Genomic DNA, 17,126 nt, shown 5'->3' on the forward strand with positions numbered 1-17,126 from the left:
AAAGACTAAAAAACTGACAATAAGCCAGTTAAAAATCGACTCAAAAATAAATGAGGACTACAATTATCACAATACCGTGATTTAGTGATTTTTCTTACAAAAAAATATCGCTTTATACTTTTAAAAACAATGCTTACTTTTAAATTTTCAAACCTTTTAAAATGAATATACCTTACAGCATTAAAGAAGTACAACAAAAAATTGAGCATTTTTGTGCGTATCAAGATCGTTGTCACGACGAGGTAATTCAAAAATTAAGAACCTTTAAACTTACAACTGAAGAAATTGATGATGTTATGGTAAAACTCATTGCCGACAATTTTTTGAATGAAACGCGCTTTGCTTGTAGCTTTGCCAGAGGAAAACACCGCATAAAACAATGGGGTAAAGTGCGAATTGTAAACGAATTGAAGTTGCGCCATATTTCCAGCTACAACATTACACAAGCTTTAAAAGAAATTACAGCCGACGATTATGAAGCGACTTTTGAAGCTGTTTCGCTAAAAACTTGGGAGAGCATTCAAGAAAAAAACAAAATAAAAAAACGAAAAAAGTTTTGCGATGCTTTACTGCGAAAAGGATACGAAAGCGACCTTATTTATGAAAAAGCACGCTTTTTGGAAAGTCAAGACGAAAAATAATTTTCAAAATTCAGTTTAAAGTTATGCTTTTGTCAATAAAACACTGACGGCATTTCCTCCAAAACCAACGGCATTTACTAAAATAGTTTGTATTGGTTTGGTTTGTATTTGTTCTAAAAAAGGAACACCTATAAACTCGTTATTCTGCAACATGAGTAAAGCGAATTCTAAACTCAACAAGCCCGAAGCACCAAAAGTATGGCCTATTTTCCATTTGTTAGAAGTCAATAAAGGTAAAGAAGAACCAAATATTTTTTGAATGGCCTTGTACTCGGTTAAATCGCCTTTAATAGTTCCAGGAGCATGCATCACCACAACATCCACTGCTTCGATTGGTGTATTTTTAAGTGCCATTTTCATTGATTTTTGAAAACAAGTTGCCTCTGCAGAAATGGAAATGTTGTGCTCTAAAATTTCTGTTGCATAGCCCACCTCCTCAATATAAGCAATAGCATTTTCGGGAGTTCCCGATTCTAAACAACAAACTGCAGCACCTTCTCCCAATATCATCGTATTTACGTTTTTATTTAAATCGAGTGCCTGATTTGGAAACTTCTCCTGCAAACTGGCTCGTGAATAAATTTTCAAAGCACGCATTTGGGCAATAGTAAAATCGGTAAGAGGTGCTTCACTTCCCCCAACCAAAAATCGATTTGCCATCCTGGATCGCAACCACGCCACACCATTTAATAAAGCATGTAAAGCAGTTGAACAGGTAATAGAATGTGAAATTTCCGGCCCATTGGTTTGTAAATCGTGTGCTATCCACGAAGAAATATTACCTAAAGTGGTGGTTGGCGAGGCTAATGTTTGCGCTTTTCCGCTTTCTAAATAACTTTTAAAATATTTTTCGAATAAAAAAGTTGCCCCTCTTGAAGATCCAATATTAATTCCGAAATCATGGCCTGAATGCCATCCTGCTTTTTTTACCGCCAACCGAGACACATACAACGCATACAAAACCGACGGGTCTACCTCTTTATAATTCGAATCACTCTGTCTGATTTCTTCAATTAAATTAACGGAATTTTCATCTAAAGATCCCACAATAGTTGGACTTCCATCTAAAAATTGTTCCGAAAAACAAGGCTCTTCTTTTTTATAATTTTCCCAAATTTGAGAAGCCGAATTTCCTAATGGAGAAATAGAAGCAAAGGAAGTAATAGCAATTTTAGACACGTTTTGGTTATTTTTTGGCAAAGTTAATCAAGTAAAATGAAAAGCTAAACCATTTCGATGGCTTCTTCTATAATAGTATAAACTTCTTGTAATTGTTCGTTAGTGATGATATAAGGGGGCAAAATGTACACAATATTACCAACCGGACGCAAAATCACGCCTTTTTCAATAAAAAAATCATACAATTTGGTACGCATTGATCCGTAGTAACTTTCGGCAGAATTGGACTGAATTTCTAAAGCAAAAATAACACCCAATACTCGAGTCGTTTTTACTTTTGGATGTTGTTTTACCTTTTGCTGAAATTGTAAATGCATTTGATTTACACGTTCGATATTCGCTTGCATTTCGGGTTTTTGCAACAATTCTATACTCGCCAATGCGGCTGCGCAACCTGTAGGATTAGCAGTAAAAGTATGCCCATGAAACAAGGCTTTGTTAATATCATCGCTATAAAAAGCATCAAATAAAGTTTGCGTAAATGTCGTGATAGCCATCGGAATGGTTCCTCCCGTTAATGCTTTGGATAAACACATCATATCTGGTTGGGCCTTTACATAATCCATGGCAAAGTTTTTTCCGGTTTTACCAAATCCAGTCATCACTTCATCAGCAATAGTCAACACTCCATTTTTGTGGCAAATCTCGATTAAAGTCGACAATGCATCAGGAGCATACATTACCATTCCGGCCGCTCCTTGCACTAAAGGTTCAAAAATAAAACCCGCACAAATATTATTCTCAATAACATTTTTCAATGCATTAAAACTTTCTAGCTCTTTTCCTTTTATAGGAACCGGAATACGCACCACGTCGATAAACATGCCTTGAAAAGCTTGTGTATAAAAGGAAATTCCGCTTGCTGCCATAGCCGCAAAAGTGTCTCCGTGAAAAGCATCTTCAAAGGCAATAATGGTCGTTCGTTTTTCGCCCTTATTAAAAAAATATTGCAGAGCCACTTTTATAGCCACTTCAACAGCCGTAGAACCATTGTCCGAAAAAAAGATTTTTTGTTGGTTATTGGGCAAAATTTCTATCAACTTTTCCGCCACTTCAATAGCAGGCTCATGTGTGAATCCGCCAAATAAAACATGTTCTAAAGTGGTTAATTGCTTGTAAATGGCATCGGCAATAAAACGATTGGAATGCCCAAACGGATTAACCCACCAAGAAGCAATGGCATCTATATAAGGTTTGTTATTTTCATCCCATAACATAGCGCCTTCTCCACGAATAATGGTAATGGGCGGTTGTGCCGTTTTATGCTGTGTGTACGGATGCCAAAGGTATTGGCGGTCTTTTTCTGTTGAAGTCATTTGGCAAAGATAAAAATCCTGTTACTTAGGTTTATATTCTATTTTCTTATAAATTCAATAATGAATCTCTAAATAAATCAGCATATTCTTTTATTACATTTTGATCAAAATAAGGCTCTTCGTCAATCCGACCAATGCATTTGATTTGGGTAGAATTTAAAATAAACGATTCGGTCGATTTATTTTCGTCGCCACTAAAAACAATTCCGGCCACATCCAAACCTCTGCTTTGAAGTGCTTTTACTGTCAAAATAGTATGATTGATACTTCCTAAATAATGCCGCGAAACCACAATCACTTTATAATCGGGCTGAATTAAATCAATAATAAATTCCGAATTATTAAGCGGCACAAACAAACCACCTGCTCCTTCAATTACCAAATGATTTTCGGTTTTGGGAGGTTGAATTTGATTTATATCGATTGCAACTCCATCTATTTCGGCTGCTAAATGCGGACTAGCTGGCGTTTGTAAGGCATAACTATTTGGATGAAATATCGACTTGGTATTCGATATTCTGGATTTTACTTTTTGTGTATCGTCAAAATCCAAATCGCCCGACTGAATAGGTTTCCAATAATCTGCTTCGAGTGCTTCCACCAAAATGGCCGAAGTAATCGTTTTTCCCACATCTGTAGAAATTCCAGTTATAAAAAGTTTCATTTTTTTAGATTATTTAAAAATTCTTCAATACTATTTTTTCTTATCGATAGAAAACTAAATTAGTAAATACAACTTTGCAAAAGCATTAAAACGGTCTCGATTTCCGCTTTTGAATTGTAAGCGTGTAAACAAAATCGGAGTCTTTCTTGACCTTCGGGAACAGTTGGTGATAAAATTGCTTTTACATCAAAACCGGCATTTTGCAATTGTTTCGCTACTGCTTTCACTTTCGAATTCCCAGGAATAATAGCGGATTGAATGGCCGATTTACTGCGGACAACCAAAGGCTGCAAACCCAATATTTTTTTTTGCTGATTAAAATAAAGAATGTTTTCGCGCAATTGTTGAAGTGCCTCTTTTTCGGATTCCAATTGCTGGTAAGCCATCAAAATGGTTGCAACAGCATGTGGTGACAATCCCGTGGTATAAATAAAACTTCGAGCAAAATTGACTAAAAAAGTACTCAATTCCGAACTTCCAAGCACGGCAGCTCCGTGACAACCCAAGCCTTTTCCAAAGGTCATAATTTGTGCAAACACGCGATTTTGCAACCCTAACATTTGCACCAAACCATCACCCTTATTGCCAAAAACCCCCAAAGCATGCGCTTCATCTACTATTAAATAAGCTTGGTACTTTTCGCACAACAAAACCAATTCTTCTAAATTCGGCGAATCGCCATCCATAGAAAAAACACTTTCGGTAGCTACAAATATTGCGGTTTTTTGAACGGAAAACTTTAAAAACAAGCGTTCCAAATCTTCCAAATCATTGTGCGAAAATTTATAGGATCTGGCTTTAGAAAGCGAAATGCCATCACGGATTGAGGCATGTACCAATTCGTCAAACAAAATGATTTCATTTCGTTGTGGCACTGCGCTAAAAAAACCCACGTTGGCGTCGTAACCCGAATTAAATAACAAAGCCGATTCTACTTGATGAAATTCAGCTATTTTTTGCTCGGTTAACTCGTATAAAAAATGATTTCCCGAAAGCAATCTTGAACCTGTTGCTCCGTTTTGTTTGCAATTCGATTGTTTTAAAAACTCGTGTGTATTATCAAAAATAGTTTCGTTTTGAGAAAAACCAAGATAATCGTTTGAAGCAAAATCAATTCCAGAATTTACTTTTGGCAACGACCGCAAGGCTTGGGATTCTTGACGTTGTAACAATTTTTGATTCAGATTTTCGGGAATTTTCATAAAGGCAAAGGTACATTAAAAGTAAAATAGCCAAAACAAAAAACCCGATACCTTTTTAATTGTATCGGGTTTTTAGGAATAAAATCGTATTCTTATTTTTCAGAAGCAAATCTTCTTGCCACTTCTGTCCAATTAATTACGTTAAAGAAAGCCTCGATATAATCGGGTCTTCTGTTTTGGTAATTTAAGTAGTAAGCGTGTTCCCAAACATCCATTCCTAAGATTGGAGTTCCACCACAACCTACTTCTGGCATTAATGGATTATCTTGGTTTGGTGTTCCACAAACGTCTAATTTTCCGCCTTCCTTAACACATAACCAAGCCCATCCTGAACCAAATTGTGTTGCACCCGCTTTAGCGAATTTAGCTTTAAACTCTTCAAAACTTCCAAAAGAAGCATCAATAGCAGCAGCTAATTCACCTGTTGGCAAACCACCACCGTTTGGTGCCATAACTGTCCAAAACAAATTGTGATTGTAAAATCCGCCACCGTTGTTACGAACAGCAGCATTTGATTTGTCTAAGTTGATTAAAATGTTCTCGATTGTTTTACCTTCTAAATCTGTTCCTGCAATAGCAGCATTTAAGTTGGTTGTATACGCATTATGATGTTTACTATGGTGGATTTCCATTGTTCTTGCATCAATATGTGGTTCTAATGCATCATATGCATAAGGTAATTGTGGTAATTCAAAAGCCATGATATAGTTTTTATTTGATTTATAAATTAATTAACTCCCAAATTTAAGTATTTATGTTCGGAATTTAAAATAGTATTTTGTTATAATAAGATTAAATCTTACTAACTTATTCTAAATAATGTTACAAATTGCCGGTTTATTTCCCGTTAAAGGAAGTCATCGTGTTTTCGAGACCTGCTGTCCCAAAGGATTTTATAATTTCGGAAGAAGTTTCAAGTCGTTCGGGTAATTTTGCATTTTCTTCTTCATTCCACTCTCCTAAAACATAATCAACTTGTTGTCCTTTTTTAAATTGATCACTTATTCCAAATCGAAATCGGGTATAATTTTGGGTATTCAAAACCAAATTGATATTCTTCAAACCGTTGTGTCCGCCATCACTGCCTTTCGGTTTAATTCGAATCGTACCAAAAGCCAAATTTAAATCGTCGGTTATGACTAAAATATTTTCTAGCGGAATATTTTCTTTATCCATCCAATATTTTACTGCCTTTCCACTTAAATTCATATAGGTATTGGGTTTCAACAATAAAAAAGTTTTTCCTTTAAATTTGTATTCGGCCAAGGCTCCCAATTTTACTGTTTGAAAATCAAGGCCTTCTTTTCGAGCCAAAAAATCAAGCACTTTAAATCCTATATTATGACGCGTATTAACATATTCGGCGCCAATATTTCCTAAACCAACGATTAAATATTTTTTCATATTCTCTGTGTTCTCTTCTTTTGATGAAAACAGTTTTGCAATCCATTTTATCATGTTGCAAAAATAAACTTAATTAGGAAATGTGGCAATTGGTTATGGCGATAATTAGAGAATGTAATAAATAGAAAATTAGATAATTGGGATTGAGTGCTGAAATCTTTGTGTAAGGAGGGGTTACGGGGTTGATGTGGAGTTTTAACCGCAATGGTCGCAATGTTTTACGCGAAGTGCGCTAGGAGTGGCAAGCAATGTCACAAATTTAAACAGAATTAAATGGATTTTTTTTCTCGTTTTTTCTTTCGGAGCGAAGTTTGAAGAGCCCAAAGTTCGATACGAAAGGCATACTGCTAACTCAGATTTAAATTGATTTTAATGCGCTTGGTCACTATGAATCTTTGCAACTTTGAATCTTTGAATCTTTGCAAAAAAAAGCACCAACCTTTCGATTGATGCTTTTGAATGGATTTTGAAAAAAATTATTTTTTCTTTCCTTTTGCAGGAGCTCCTTTTGCAGCTTTTGCAGCTTCTTGAGCCGCTTTCATAGCCGCACGAGAAATTCTCACTTGACAAACAACAGTGTTGTCTGGGTGCATAATTTTGTATTCTGGCTTACCAACTTTAGTAACATATAATTTGTTACCCATTTCTAGAGGTGTAATATCAGCCTCAACAAAATCAGGAAGGTTAGCTGGAATTGCTTTTACTTTTAATTTACGAGTGTTCAAACGCAACACACCACCAGCAAGAACACCTTTAGATGTACCAACAATTTTCACAGGAACTTCCATAGTAATTTCTTTGTTGTCAAACAATTGGAAGAAGTCAATGTGTAAAATTTTATCCGTAACTGGGTGTACTTGGATATCTTGTAAAATTGCGTTGAATGATTTTCCGTTTCCTAGTTCGATCACAACTGTGTGAGCGTTTGGAGTGTAAACCAAGTTTTTAAATGCAGCAACTTCTGCAGAGAAATGAACTGGTTGATCTCCTCCGTATAATACGCAAGGAACCGCTCCAGCATTACGTAAGGCTTTAGTAGCAACTTTGCCCACGCTTTCTCTTTCTGATCCTTTAATTGTAATCGATTTCATTGTAAAAATATATAGTTATTAATAATATAAATTGTTTTAAGCTTTAGGCACGAGGCGTTACGCTTTTTTGCAATAGTAAAATACTTTAAGAATTATAACCTAAAGCGTTTTGCTATTACATTATAAATTTTCCGCTTATTGAGTTGTTGTGGTGAACCATGTGCATTACTTCTGCAAAAAGCGAATCACAACTTAAAACTCTAATTTTATTTGATTCTCTTTTTAACGGAATAGAATCGGTAACAATCAATTCAAGTAATTTTGAATTTTCTATTTTTTCATAAGCTCCTCCTGATAAAATAGGATGCGTACAAATTGCTCGCACACTTAAAGCTCCTTTTTCCATCATTAAATCGGCTGCTTTTGCCAACGTACCACCGGTATCAATCATATCGTCAACCAAAATAACGTTACGCCCTTTTACCTCACCAATCAATTCCATTGTATCAATTACATTGGCTTGTTTTCGTTGTTTGTAACAAATTACCACGTCCGATTCTAAAAATTTCGAATAGGCATAAGCTCTTTTTGAACCTCCCATATCAGGCGATGCTATGGTCAGATTATCTAAATTCAAGCTTTTAATGTAAGGCAAGAAAATAGTAGAACCAAAAAGATGATCAACTGGTTTTTCAAAGAACCCTTGAATCTGATCGGCGTGTAAATCCATAGTCATGATTCGGGTTGCGCCTGCGGCTTCCAATAGTTTTGCTACTAATTTCGCTCCAATTGGCACCCTTGGTTTGTCTTTACGATCTTGCCTAGCCCAACCAAAATAAGGCATAACCGCCGTAATATGTCTTGCCGAAGCACGTTTAGCCGCATCAATCATTAACAACAACTCCATTAAATTATCGGAAGTTGGAAATGTTGAACATACGATAAACACACGCAAACCTCTTATTGATTCTTCGTATGAAGGCTGAAATTCGCCATCACTATAGGTTGACATAGTAACCTTTCCTAATGGAATTCCGTATTGCTTTGCGATTTTCTCTGCAAGATAAACGCTATTGGAACAGGAAAATACCTTTGCTTCTGGCTCTTGTTGCGACATTATAATTAGTTGTTTAGTAGTAACTTAGTGTGTGTTGTTTTAACGAGGTGCAAATTTATAAAATTTATTGGAGTCTGAAAGGAAAAAATACTTAATTTTTTGTGTGTGGTTTAAAATTATTTTTTACATTTGCACCGTGTTAAAGAAAAGATATTTGGTCTAACACCTAAATTTTCTTTATTGCGTTGGGATAACTGTTGTTATCTCGGTCTGCTAAGCCCGGATGGCGGAATTGGTAGACGCGCTGGTCTCAAACACCTGTGGGAAACCGTGCCGGTTCGACTCCGGCTCCGGGTACAAAACCTCTTCTTAACCGAAGAGGTTTTTTTATTTTCAGTCGTTCCATAAAAAAAGCCTTCACTTTTTCAAGGAAGGCTGTGTTTATAATGTATATTCTTAGGCTACTTTTTTTGAAATCAAATCAAACATTGGGCAACGCGAACAACGTTTTTTCTCGCTTTTTTTGAATTTCTCACAGCAAGTTGCTTTGCATTTGTCTGCTTTTTTCAAATCGACAAGAAGTGCCGCTTTTTTGGCTTTCTTTTTTTCTTTTTTCTTGTCTTTCTTCTCTTTATCTTTTTCTTTCTTACCCAAAGCTCTCTCGTTTAGAAATGATTGCGTGACAAAGATATTAAAAAATATTATTTTTATACATTCTAAATAAAATTTAACTTTTTATTTCAGTATATTATTTAGCATCATATCTAAAATAAAAAGATTGTGGCATATTCTCATTTTGAAAACCAAATTCTTTAAAATCGATAGCGGTACTAGGTTTTAAATTTTTATTTGGCTCCAATTTTCGCCACTTTTTATTCTTCTTATTTGCATTTCACTTACCCCAAATTGTTTTGCAATCATTTTTAATCTGGTTTTTTGCTCCGGTTTGGCTAAAAGCTTTTTGATGAGCATCACTTTGGTCACTGTTAATTTCCTTCCATCGGAATTCAAATTGTGTTCTACTAATTTTTTTCTTGCATTCATAACCTTTGGGCTTTTATTCCAAAACGCTAGCATTTCTTCCCGAGTTGCCCATTTAAGATTTCTATAATCGTCATTATCGCGTTTTCTATCTAAATGCAACACATACGTTTGGTCTTCTGAGGTTTTTGGTATAAAATATTCAGCAATAAGTTTAGAGAAAAACAAATGTTTGTTCGTTATTTTTCCGTTTTTAAAGATTTTATACTTAAATACTTTGTAGCCGTCGGTTTTGGCACCTTTTAATTCTCTACCAATTTTTATGTCGTTTACAAAACTAATTAACCTTCCTTTGTTGGAAATTGCGTATCGAAATTTTAATTTGTCTTCAAGCGTTATTTCCCTAAACTCTTCATTTGGATAAACTCTAATCGGCATCATGGGTTGCAGTTTCATTTCAATATTATTTTAATCTTTAATGATAAAGAAGCTAAAGTTACAAATTTGACAAGGAAAACGCCTTATAAATACCCGAAAACTGTCGTCAAAAAACATTACGGATTTCGATTGGGTTTAATGCTTTTAAATCGAACAGGCTGAGAAAAATAGGATCTTGTAATGACTGGATTTTTTTCTTCAAAATAAAAGCCATCGGTAAATTTGCGCATTACAAATTGTTTAGAAAAGCCATCATAATACCCCAAAACGTAATAATCTTCATATCTAAAGATATTTTCGAGTTCAATTTCTTTGTGTTCATTTAAAAACAGCATCAGGTTTTCAAAAGCCAACGGATACAATCGTTCTTGGGTAACGAATTCTAATTTATCGTCTAACAAACTTTCAAAATAAACCATTTCTGAATTGGTCACAAAATAACCATTGTTATAAAAATCAAATGTATTATCCTGCATTAAATCGGGAGTTGCCATCGTACTAATAAAACTTTCCGTAACCGAAGTACCTCCAAAAGTAACATAGTTTTCGTCTCTATTTTGATAAACCGAAAGTCCAATATCCTGCACAAGTAGTTCTTGCAGGAATTTTTTCGTATTCTTTATTTTTCTTGGTTTACCATCGTTTTTTTGATAAAAGAAAGGTGAATTTTTAAAAAACACGGAGTCGGTTTTAGCTATTTTAATTTGTTTTAGAAGTTGATCCGAACGCGAATCGGTGATGCTAAAAGAAAACGCATCGGAATTAGCACAATACTGAAATAACTTATCCCCCGAAAAAAAGGAATTCGACAATCTTTTCGTGTCCAACAAATCAGAATGTTTTATTTTTTTGTCGGCAACCGTATTCGAAATTAAGTTGATGTCAAAAAAAAGAGTGTACTGCAAATGATGATCAAAAGTCAATATCAAATGGTCTTTCAACGCATACAACTTGCTTTTCAAGGAAGTGTCAAACAAGGAATTTGGCGATTCGGTATCCATTTTTTGAATGGGGTATTTTTTCAAAATGTAATTTAGAGAAACGGGTATCGAATTGTTTTCTTGAAACGCATAAGACGAAAAATCAATTTTTTTGGCTTCACAAATTCCGTTTTTAAAAACATATAAAATAAAATTAGATTCACTTTTGTGTTTCGTTAGCAGATGAAACAAATCGTTATTTTGAAACGTAACCAGCCAATTTTGCTCGTTTAAAGGCACTTTGAAAATTTTATTTTGGCAGGTTTTATTTTCAAAAGAATAATTAGAAATCAAGATAATATTGGTATTATTTAATTTCCAAAATAAAGTCGGATTTCCGTCTTCGTTAAAACTATAACCCAATAATGAATTTTCTGACGAATACCGCAATCTTGAAGAGGTAAATTGGTCTTTTAAAAACAAGGCTTTATTGTATTTTAAAAGGGTCACTTTTGTGGGCTCAGCAATAAAAACAAATAGTTCTTGAGTTCGTGAATTAACCGCATTAATGATTTGCACCTCATTTTTAGAAGTTTTTAAATCGATAGCATACGTACTCAACGTCGTTTGACCGCATACGATCGAAGTGCAAAACAGAAGAAACAAATGTATTGTTTTGGCCATATTCTTACATTGCACCAAAAATTATTCCAAAAAAAATACTTTTTTTTAAAGATTCTTTTCGAATTGCTTTTCGGAATGTCGATTTGGCTAGAAAGCGAAAAAACCCAGCACTTCCGAAATTTGTTCGATAGTCGTAAAATGAGGATGCACCACTTTATGATGAATTTTTTCGTGTTCCCAAGTGGTGTGAAACGGAATATGAATAGCCGAGCCTCCCACCTCTAGAACCGGCAATACATCCGATTTTAACGAGTTTCCAATCATTAAAAATTCGTGTGGTTCAATTTCCAAACGTTTCAACAAATCGCTATAATCCTTTACTTGTTTATCCGACATTACTTCGATGTGGTGGAAATATTTTCCCAAACCCGAATTGTGTAATTTTCTTCGTTGGTCCAATAAATCGCCTTTTGTAGCCACGACCAATTTGTATTTTCCGTAGAGTTTTTCTAATGTATCTTCGACACCATCTAATAATTCTATGGGTTTTTCGAGTAAATCCTTGCCGTATTCTACAATTTTTTCAACCACTTCAATTGGGATGGTATTATTGGAAATTTTCATAGCGGCTTCAATCATAGATAAAATGTAGCCTTTAATTCCGTAGCCATATAGCGGTAAATTTCCAATTTCAATTTTAAACAATTCTTGCGAAATACTTTGGTGCGACAAATAATCTTCCATTAAAGCACAGAATTTATGTTCTGTTTCCTGAAAATACGGTTCATTTACAAATAAGGTATCATCGGCATCAAAAGCGATTACTTTTAATTGAGAGAGTTGCGGTAGCATAGATAATGTTTTAGTTCAATTTTAAAGATACAGAATTCTTAACTAATTCAACCAAACCTAGAGCGAAATAGGTTTTTCTATAAAAGTAATTCGGATTCCTAATAACAAAACCAGTCCTCCTACAATCATTTCAATTGTAATTTGTTCATTTAAGAAAACCCAGGCTATGATTGTGGTTAAAACTGCCTGCCCTAATAAACTAAGCGAAACACGAGTGGCCCGCATGTTTTGTGTAGCAAAACTAATGAGCAACCATGCCGAAAGTTGACAAACTAAAGCTTGTACTGCCAAACTAATCCAGCCTATTTGTGAAAATCCGGTAAAAGGCTCATTTAAAATAAAACAAACAACCCCTAAAAACAAAGACGAAGCGATTAAACTCAAAGTCATGAAAGACAAAACAGCGGTGTTTCTCAGAATTGTTTTACTGATTAACATATAAAAAGCATAGAGAACCCCTGATAAAATGGCAAAAAAGAAAGCCCGATTAAAACGAAGTTCAGCAAAAAAATCAACTCCCACAAACAGCACCATTCCAATTAAAGCTACTACAGTTCCAATCCAAAAATTGCGTTTGGGTTTTTGGGGTAAAAACAAAAATGAACCAATTCCCACCCAAACTGGTGATAAATTGGTTAATAAAGTAGCTTGTGTTGCCGAGGATTCTTGAATAGCAATATTCCAAACTGCAACATCTGAGGCAAAAATAAGTCCACACAGAAGAGATAAAAAAATGTTTTTTACAGCAGGTTTTTTAAATTTCCCGGTGATTAATACAAAGGGAACCAAAACTGCTGCCGAAAAAAACATTCTGTAAAAAGCCGAAATTAGCGCCGGCGATAACTGCAAGCGTACCAAAATAGGAAAAATGGATATACAAATAATACCTGCTGCAAGCGCTAATCTCGGTTTGGTGTTTTTCATTTGTTTATTTTAAAACACAAAAATACGTTTAGAAAAGCATATTTTAATCAGCAAATTTCCTGATAACATATTTTTTTTCTTTGTCCAGATAATAACCTAAATAATAAAAATCATTCATCTTAAAAAGGGTTTCCATTGATACTTTTTTCACATCATCATTGTCCTCAAAAAAAGTTCTGATTTTATCAAAAGCCAAGGGTTTTAAATCACTCTTTACATGATTATTTTGCTGATCAAACAAACAATCTACCTTCACTACTTTTCGGTTGGCATACGCATTAAAACTAGCCATGGTTGGGTTATAGTAATCTATCATTGAAGCTGCTAAGGCACCTATCAAACCAAATTGACCTCCAATTGCTTGTGCAGTACTCATCCCTTTAACCTCAGAAATACTTCCTAAAGTAACTAAGGTATTTTCTCCTTGTAAATAGCAGGAAATTCCAGGATTCAAATTATTTAATTTTCGTATAAATTGAGAAGTTTTTTCTAACGTTTTTTTAGAATTTCCACTTATCCCACTCCCTTCTTGAGAAATTTCTGAATTTTTAAAATCTATAACATCATTTTCGTTCACTCTGTATTCTTTCAAAGAATTTCCATCTAAATCTTTAATTTCAAAAACAAATTCAGTTGCACTGCTTTTCATCTGATATAATTTTTGATTAAATAAAAAAGAGTTAGAATCCGTTGATAAATTAGTTGCATTATTATCAACAACTATAAATGGTTTTTTTATAGTTTTTTCTGTTAACGTGTACGTATTAAGATTAATCGTTAAAAGCTGAGTAAGATTTTTATTGGTGTCCAGCGTTATAAAAAGCTGACCGTTATCAATATAACATTTTCTTTTTTTTGAGCTAATATCTAATGAAGTTGGTGTTTCAGCATTTATAAATTCTAGCGAAAAAGGTGCTTCTGATGGAAGAAAACTTTGTTTAAAAACATTGTACAAAGTAGCTTGCTTATAATTACTATCAAAAAATCTAAAACTACTTGCATCCACAATATTAGAACTGTAATTCCCTAAATTATCAATATTATGAATTTTTAAAATGCTTGAGTTTTTTTGAATGGTTACAATAAAAAAGGCATCTGCTGTACTAATTTTTTCAAGAATAGTTTCGTCTTTAAAAGAAAGTGTCAATGATTTAACATCAATTTTTTTGTTTGCAAAATCAAATAATTGTGTTTTGATTTCGGAATAATCTTTAGACGACCAAAAAATTTGAGCATTATCAGTACTACAATTGTAACCAACCATCGAAGGAAATTTTTTGGAATCGGGCCTCGCTGTTGACAAACTATCGGTAATTTGAATTTGATTATTTAACAAAATTGCATTTACTTTTTTATCATCACTGACAAAAAGGGTTGTTTCTTTTTTACTATTGTTTACAATTTGAAATACCGAACGATTTTTATCCAATTTCACTGGAGTTTCGTTAACAATTTCTTGTGCCAATGCTGAAATACTCGTTGAGAAAACGAGCAAGGAGCATAATGTTTTTATCATTTTAGGTTAAGTATTAAGGGGTTAATAATTGATGAATCAATAATAAACAAAAAGTCAGAATCTACAATACTGTAAATTCTGACTTTTGAGTTAATTTTTATAATTTTTAATTTATTGTTTCGCCATTACTAACACCATCAGCATCTGGATTTACAAAAACCAATTTACCTTCGGCATTGTTGGTCATTAAAATCATACCTTGACTTTCTACTCCTCGAAGTGCTCTTGGTGCTAAGTTTACCAAAACGGTAACTTTTTTACCAATTATATCTTCGGGTTTAAAGCTTTCGGCAATTCCTGAAACAATGGTACGAACGTCGATTCCGGTATCTACTTTTAAAACCAACAATTTGTTGGCTTTTGGCATTTTTTCGGCTTCGAGGATAGTTCCTACTCGCAAATCCATTTTAGCAAAATCGTCAAACTGAATGAGCTCTTTTTGAGGTTCGGCTTTTTTGTTTTCGGCCAAATTAGCCGTTTTAGTGGCTTCTAATTTATCGATTTGTTTCTGAATTTCTTCGTCTTCAATTTTACTAAATAATAATTCGGCTTGCCCGATTTGATGACCTGCTGGCAATAAATCAGCCGATTCCGTAATGACTTTCCAATCAATATTTAGCGTATCAACATTTAAAATGCGTTTTAATTTAGACGCAGTAAAAGGCAAGAAAGGCTCACAAAGCGAACTCAATGCTGCAGCAATCTGCAAGGCTACATACATTTGGGATTGCACACGCTCAGGATTGTCTTTTATTACTTTCCAAGGCTCTTCATCGGCTAAATATTTGTTTCCTAAACGGGCTGCGTTCATCATTTCGCCTAATGCTTCTCTAAAACGGTATCTCTCAATTGAACTCGAAATCACTTCTGGATAAGCTTGTAATTCGGCCAAAGTTTGTTCGTCTACTTCCGAAAACTCGTTGGGAGCGGGCACCATTCCGTTATAATATTTATTGGTTAACACCACCACTCGATTAATGAAATTTCCGAAAATAGCCACCAATTCATTGTTATTTCTGGCTTGAAAATCTTTCCAAGTAAAATCGTTGTCTTTTGTTTCGGGCGCATTCGATGTCAAAGCATAGCGCAAAACATCTTGTTGGTTAGGGAATTCTTCTAAATATTCGTGCAACCAAACCGCCCAGTTTTTAGAAGTCGATAATTTATTTCCTTCTAAATTTAAGAACTCATTTGCCGGCACGTTATCTGGTAAAATGTAACTGCCTTCTGCCTTCAACATTGCGGGGAAAATCACGCAGTGAAATACAATATTGTCTTTTCCGATAAAGTGAACCAACTTGGTTTTTTCATTTTTCCAATACGGTTCCCAATCTTTTCCTTCGCGTTCTGCCCATTCTTTGGTTGAGGAAATGTATCCAATTGGCGCATCAAACCAAACGTATAGTTTTTTGCCTTCGGCTCCTTCTACCGGAACATCAATTCCCCAATCTAAATCGCGAGTTACGGCACGAGGTTCTAAACCACCATCAATCCAGGATTTTACTTGTCCATACACATTTGGTTTCCAATCGTTTTTATGACCTTCCAAAATCCATTCTCTCAAAAAAGCATCGTATCGATCCAAAGGCAAAAACCAATGTTTGGTTGCTTTTAAAACAGGAGTTTCTCCGGTAATGGTCGACTTAGGGTTAATCAAATCGGTCGCGTTTAAAGTCGATCCACATTTTTCGCATTGATCACCGTATGCTTCTTCGTTGCCACATTTAGGACAAGTTCCTGTTACAAAACGATCGGCCAAAAATTGATTGGCTTTAGCATCGTACAATTGCTCGGTAACTTCTTCGATAAAATCGCCATTATCATATAGCTTTTTAAAGAATTCTGATGCCGTTTTATGATGAATTGGCAAGGAAGTACGCGAATAATTATCGAATGCAATTCCAAAATTCGAAAACGATTTGCGAATAATGCCGTCGTATTTATCGATAACTTCCTGAGGCGTAATCCCTTCTTTTTTAGCTTTCATCGAAATAGCAACGCCGTGTTCATCACTTCCGCACACAAACAAAACATCTCTTCCTTGCAAACGCAAATAGCGCGAATAAATATCAGCAGGCACATAAACTCCCGCCAAATGGCCAATGTGAATAGGGCCGTTAGTATAAGGCAATGCCGCTGTAATGGTATATCGTTCTGGATTTTGTAACATAATTCAAATTTATTGGCTGCAAAAATAAGCAATACAATTGACAGTTTTATGGTTTTTTTGAATGACAATTAGTACTATAAGCCGAATGTAAAATGAAATAAAAGGCAAAAAAAAAGCGATTTTTATTGAATTAATTAAATTCTAAAAAGAAAATATCCATCCCTTTTTCTTAAATTAACAATTAAAAATAAGACATGAGCAAGACGT

Annotated in this window: 16 protein-coding genes and 1 tRNA gene; 2 read left to right on the top strand and 15 right to left on the bottom strand. The window is 34.6% G+C overall.

All coding sequences use genetic code 11. The features are described 5' to 3' along the window. Positions 1-161 precede the first annotated feature (161 nt). On the top strand, positions 162-641 hold the full coding sequence (locus tag I5M07_RS06250; RefSeq protein WP_200105361.1) for a regulatory protein RecX: 480 nt from the start codon (positions 162-164) through the stop codon (positions 639-641). A gap of 21 nt (positions 642-662) precedes the next feature. On the opposite strand, the gene I5M07_RS06255 is transcribed toward I5M07_RS06250, so the two are convergent. The 8 genes from I5M07_RS06255 to I5M07_RS06290 form a co-directional block, all read right to left on the bottom strand. Continuing rightward, entirely contained in the window at positions 663-1,820 is a 1,158-nt protein-coding gene (locus tag I5M07_RS06255) for a beta-ketoacyl synthase N-terminal-like domain-containing protein (protein ID WP_200105362.1), read from the bottom strand. Between the two features lie 44 nt (positions 1,821-1,864). After that, positions 1,865-3,136, bottom strand: coding sequence for an adenosylmethionine--8-amino-7-oxononanoate transaminase (bioA, locus tag I5M07_RS06260; protein WP_200105363.1), 1,272 nt, complete (start codon positions 3,134-3,136; stop codon positions 1,865-1,867). Positions 3,137-3,182: 46 nt separating this feature from the next. Next, positions 3,183-3,800: a dethiobiotin synthase gene (bioD, locus tag I5M07_RS06265; protein WP_200105364.1), complete on the bottom strand. Its 618-nt coding sequence runs from the start codon at positions 3,798-3,800 to the stop codon at positions 3,183-3,185. 59 nt (positions 3,801-3,859) lie between these two features. Continuing rightward, complete coding sequence (locus I5M07_RS06270) at positions 3,860-5,002, bottom strand: aminotransferase class I/II-fold pyridoxal phosphate-dependent enzyme (protein ID WP_200105365.1); 1,143 nt, start codon at positions 5,000-5,002, stop codon at positions 3,860-3,862. Positions 5,003-5,094: 92 nt separating this feature from the next. Continuing rightward, entirely contained in the window at positions 5,095-5,703 is a 609-nt protein-coding gene (locus I5M07_RS06275; protein WP_200105366.1) for a superoxide dismutase, read from the bottom strand. Positions 5,704-5,839: 136 nt separating this feature from the next. Continuing rightward, positions 5,840-6,460 carry an aminoacyl-tRNA hydrolase gene (gene pth / locus I5M07_RS06280; RefSeq protein ID WP_200105367.1) on the bottom strand — a complete coding sequence of 207 codons (621 nt, stop codon included), beginning with the start codon at positions 6,458-6,460 and terminating at the stop codon, positions 5,840-5,842. 422 nt (positions 6,461-6,882) lie between these two features. Then, positions 6,883-7,497 (bottom strand): 50S ribosomal protein L25/general stress protein Ctc, encoded by a 615-nt coding sequence (locus tag I5M07_RS06285; protein WP_200105368.1) that lies wholly within the window; start codon positions 7,495-7,497, stop codon positions 6,883-6,885. Positions 7,498-7,612: 115 nt separating this feature from the next. Further along, the gene (locus tag I5M07_RS06290) at positions 7,613-8,554 is read right to left on the bottom strand and encodes a ribose-phosphate pyrophosphokinase (RefSeq protein ID WP_200105369.1); all 942 of its coding nucleotides are present in this window, start codon (positions 8,552-8,554) and stop codon (positions 7,613-7,615) included. Positions 8,555-8,771: 217 nt separating this feature from the next. On the opposite strand from I5M07_RS06290, the gene I5M07_RS06295 reads away from it, so the two are divergent. After that, positions 8,772-8,851 (top strand) — tRNA-Leu (locus I5M07_RS06295). A gap of 99 nt (positions 8,852-8,950) precedes the next feature. On the opposite strand, the gene I5M07_RS06300 is transcribed toward I5M07_RS06295, so the two are convergent. From I5M07_RS06300 to metG, 7 genes are all read right to left on the bottom strand, one after another. Then, positions 8,951-9,148: a hypothetical protein gene (locus tag I5M07_RS06300; protein ID WP_200105370.1), complete on the bottom strand. Its 198-nt coding sequence runs from the start codon at positions 9,146-9,148 to the stop codon at positions 8,951-8,953. A gap of 183 nt (positions 9,149-9,331) precedes the next feature. Beyond that, the gene (locus I5M07_RS06305) at positions 9,332-9,931 is read right to left on the bottom strand and encodes a hypothetical protein (RefSeq protein ID WP_233621975.1); all 600 of its coding nucleotides are present in this window, start codon (positions 9,929-9,931) and stop codon (positions 9,332-9,334) included. Positions 9,932-10,029: 98 nt separating this feature from the next. Beyond that, complete coding sequence (locus tag I5M07_RS06310) at positions 10,030-11,517, bottom strand: hypothetical protein (protein WP_200105371.1); 1,488 nt, start codon at positions 11,515-11,517, stop codon at positions 10,030-10,032. Between the two features lie 87 nt (positions 11,518-11,604). Further along, the gene (locus tag I5M07_RS06315; protein WP_200105372.1) at positions 11,605-12,309 is read right to left on the bottom strand and encodes an HAD family hydrolase; all 705 of its coding nucleotides are present in this window, start codon (positions 12,307-12,309) and stop codon (positions 11,605-11,607) included. A gap of 57 nt (positions 12,310-12,366) precedes the next feature. After that, positions 12,367-13,233, bottom strand: a complete 867-nt coding sequence (locus I5M07_RS06320) for a DMT family transporter (protein WP_200105373.1) — start codon at positions 13,231-13,233, stop codon at positions 12,367-12,369. A gap of 43 nt (positions 13,234-13,276) precedes the next feature. After that, a complete protein-coding gene (locus I5M07_RS06325; RefSeq protein WP_200105374.1) occupies positions 13,277-14,749 on the bottom strand; it encodes a hypothetical protein in 1,473 nt (490 codons plus the stop codon). Positions 14,750-14,855: 106 nt separating this feature from the next. Further along, positions 14,856-16,919 carry a methionine--tRNA ligase gene (gene metG, locus I5M07_RS06330; protein ID WP_200105375.1) on the bottom strand — a complete coding sequence of 688 codons (2,064 nt, stop codon included), beginning with the start codon at positions 16,917-16,919 and terminating at the stop codon, positions 14,856-14,858. Positions 16,920-17,126: the final 207 nt, after the last annotated feature.

The organism is Flavobacterium agrisoli (assembly GCF_016522065.1).
GTDB lineage: Bacteria > Bacteroidota > Bacteroidia > Flavobacteriales > Flavobacteriaceae > Flavobacterium > Flavobacterium agrisoli.

Excerpts from the sequence above, each read along its gene's own strand:
- bioD (WP_200105364.1), bottom strand. The coding sequence starts at position 3,800 with ATGAAACTTTTTATAACTGGAATTTCTACAGATGTGGGAAAAACGATT.
- I5M07_RS06315 (WP_200105372.1), bottom strand. The coding sequence starts at position 12,309 with ATGCTACCGCAACTCTCTCAATTAAAAGTAATCGCTTTTGATGCCGAT.
- I5M07_RS06325 (WP_200105374.1), bottom strand. The coding sequence starts at position 14,749 with ATGATAAAAACATTATGCTCCTTGCTCGTTTTCTCAACGAGTATTTCA.
- I5M07_RS06275 (WP_200105366.1), bottom strand. The coding sequence starts at position 5,703 with ATGGCTTTTGAATTACCACAATTACCTTATGCATATGATGCATTAGAA.
- bioA (WP_200105363.1), bottom strand. The coding sequence starts at position 3,136 with ATGACTTCAACAGAAAAAGACCGCCAATACCTTTGGCATCCGTACACA.
- metG (WP_200105375.1), bottom strand. The coding sequence starts at position 16,919 with ATGTTACAAAATCCAGAACGATATACCATTACAGCGGCATTGCCTTAT.
- I5M07_RS06250 (WP_200105361.1), top strand. The coding sequence starts at position 162 with ATGAATATACCTTACAGCATTAAAGAAGTACAACAAAAAATTGAGCAT.
- pth (WP_200105367.1), bottom strand. The coding sequence starts at position 6,460 with ATGATAAAATGGATTGCAAAACTGTTTTCATCAAAAGAAGAGAACACA.
- I5M07_RS06320 (WP_200105373.1), bottom strand. The coding sequence starts at position 13,233 with ATGAAAAACACCAAACCGAGATTAGCGCTTGCAGCAGGTATTATTTGT.
- I5M07_RS06310 (WP_200105371.1), bottom strand. The coding sequence starts at position 11,517 with ATGGCCAAAACAATACATTTGTTTCTTCTGTTTTGCACTTCGATCGTA.
- I5M07_RS06270 (WP_200105365.1), bottom strand. The coding sequence starts at position 5,002 with ATGAAAATTCCCGAAAATCTGAATCAAAAATTGTTACAACGTCAAGAA.
- I5M07_RS06290 (WP_200105369.1), bottom strand. The coding sequence starts at position 8,554 with ATGTCGCAACAAGAGCCAGAAGCAAAGGTATTTTCCTGTTCCAATAGC.
- I5M07_RS06285 (WP_200105368.1), bottom strand. The coding sequence starts at position 7,497 with ATGAAATCGATTACAATTAAAGGATCAGAAAGAGAAAGCGTGGGCAAA.
- I5M07_RS06305 (WP_233621975.1), bottom strand. The coding sequence starts at position 9,931 with ATGAAACTGCAACCCATGATGCCGATTAGAGTTTATCCAAATGAAGAG.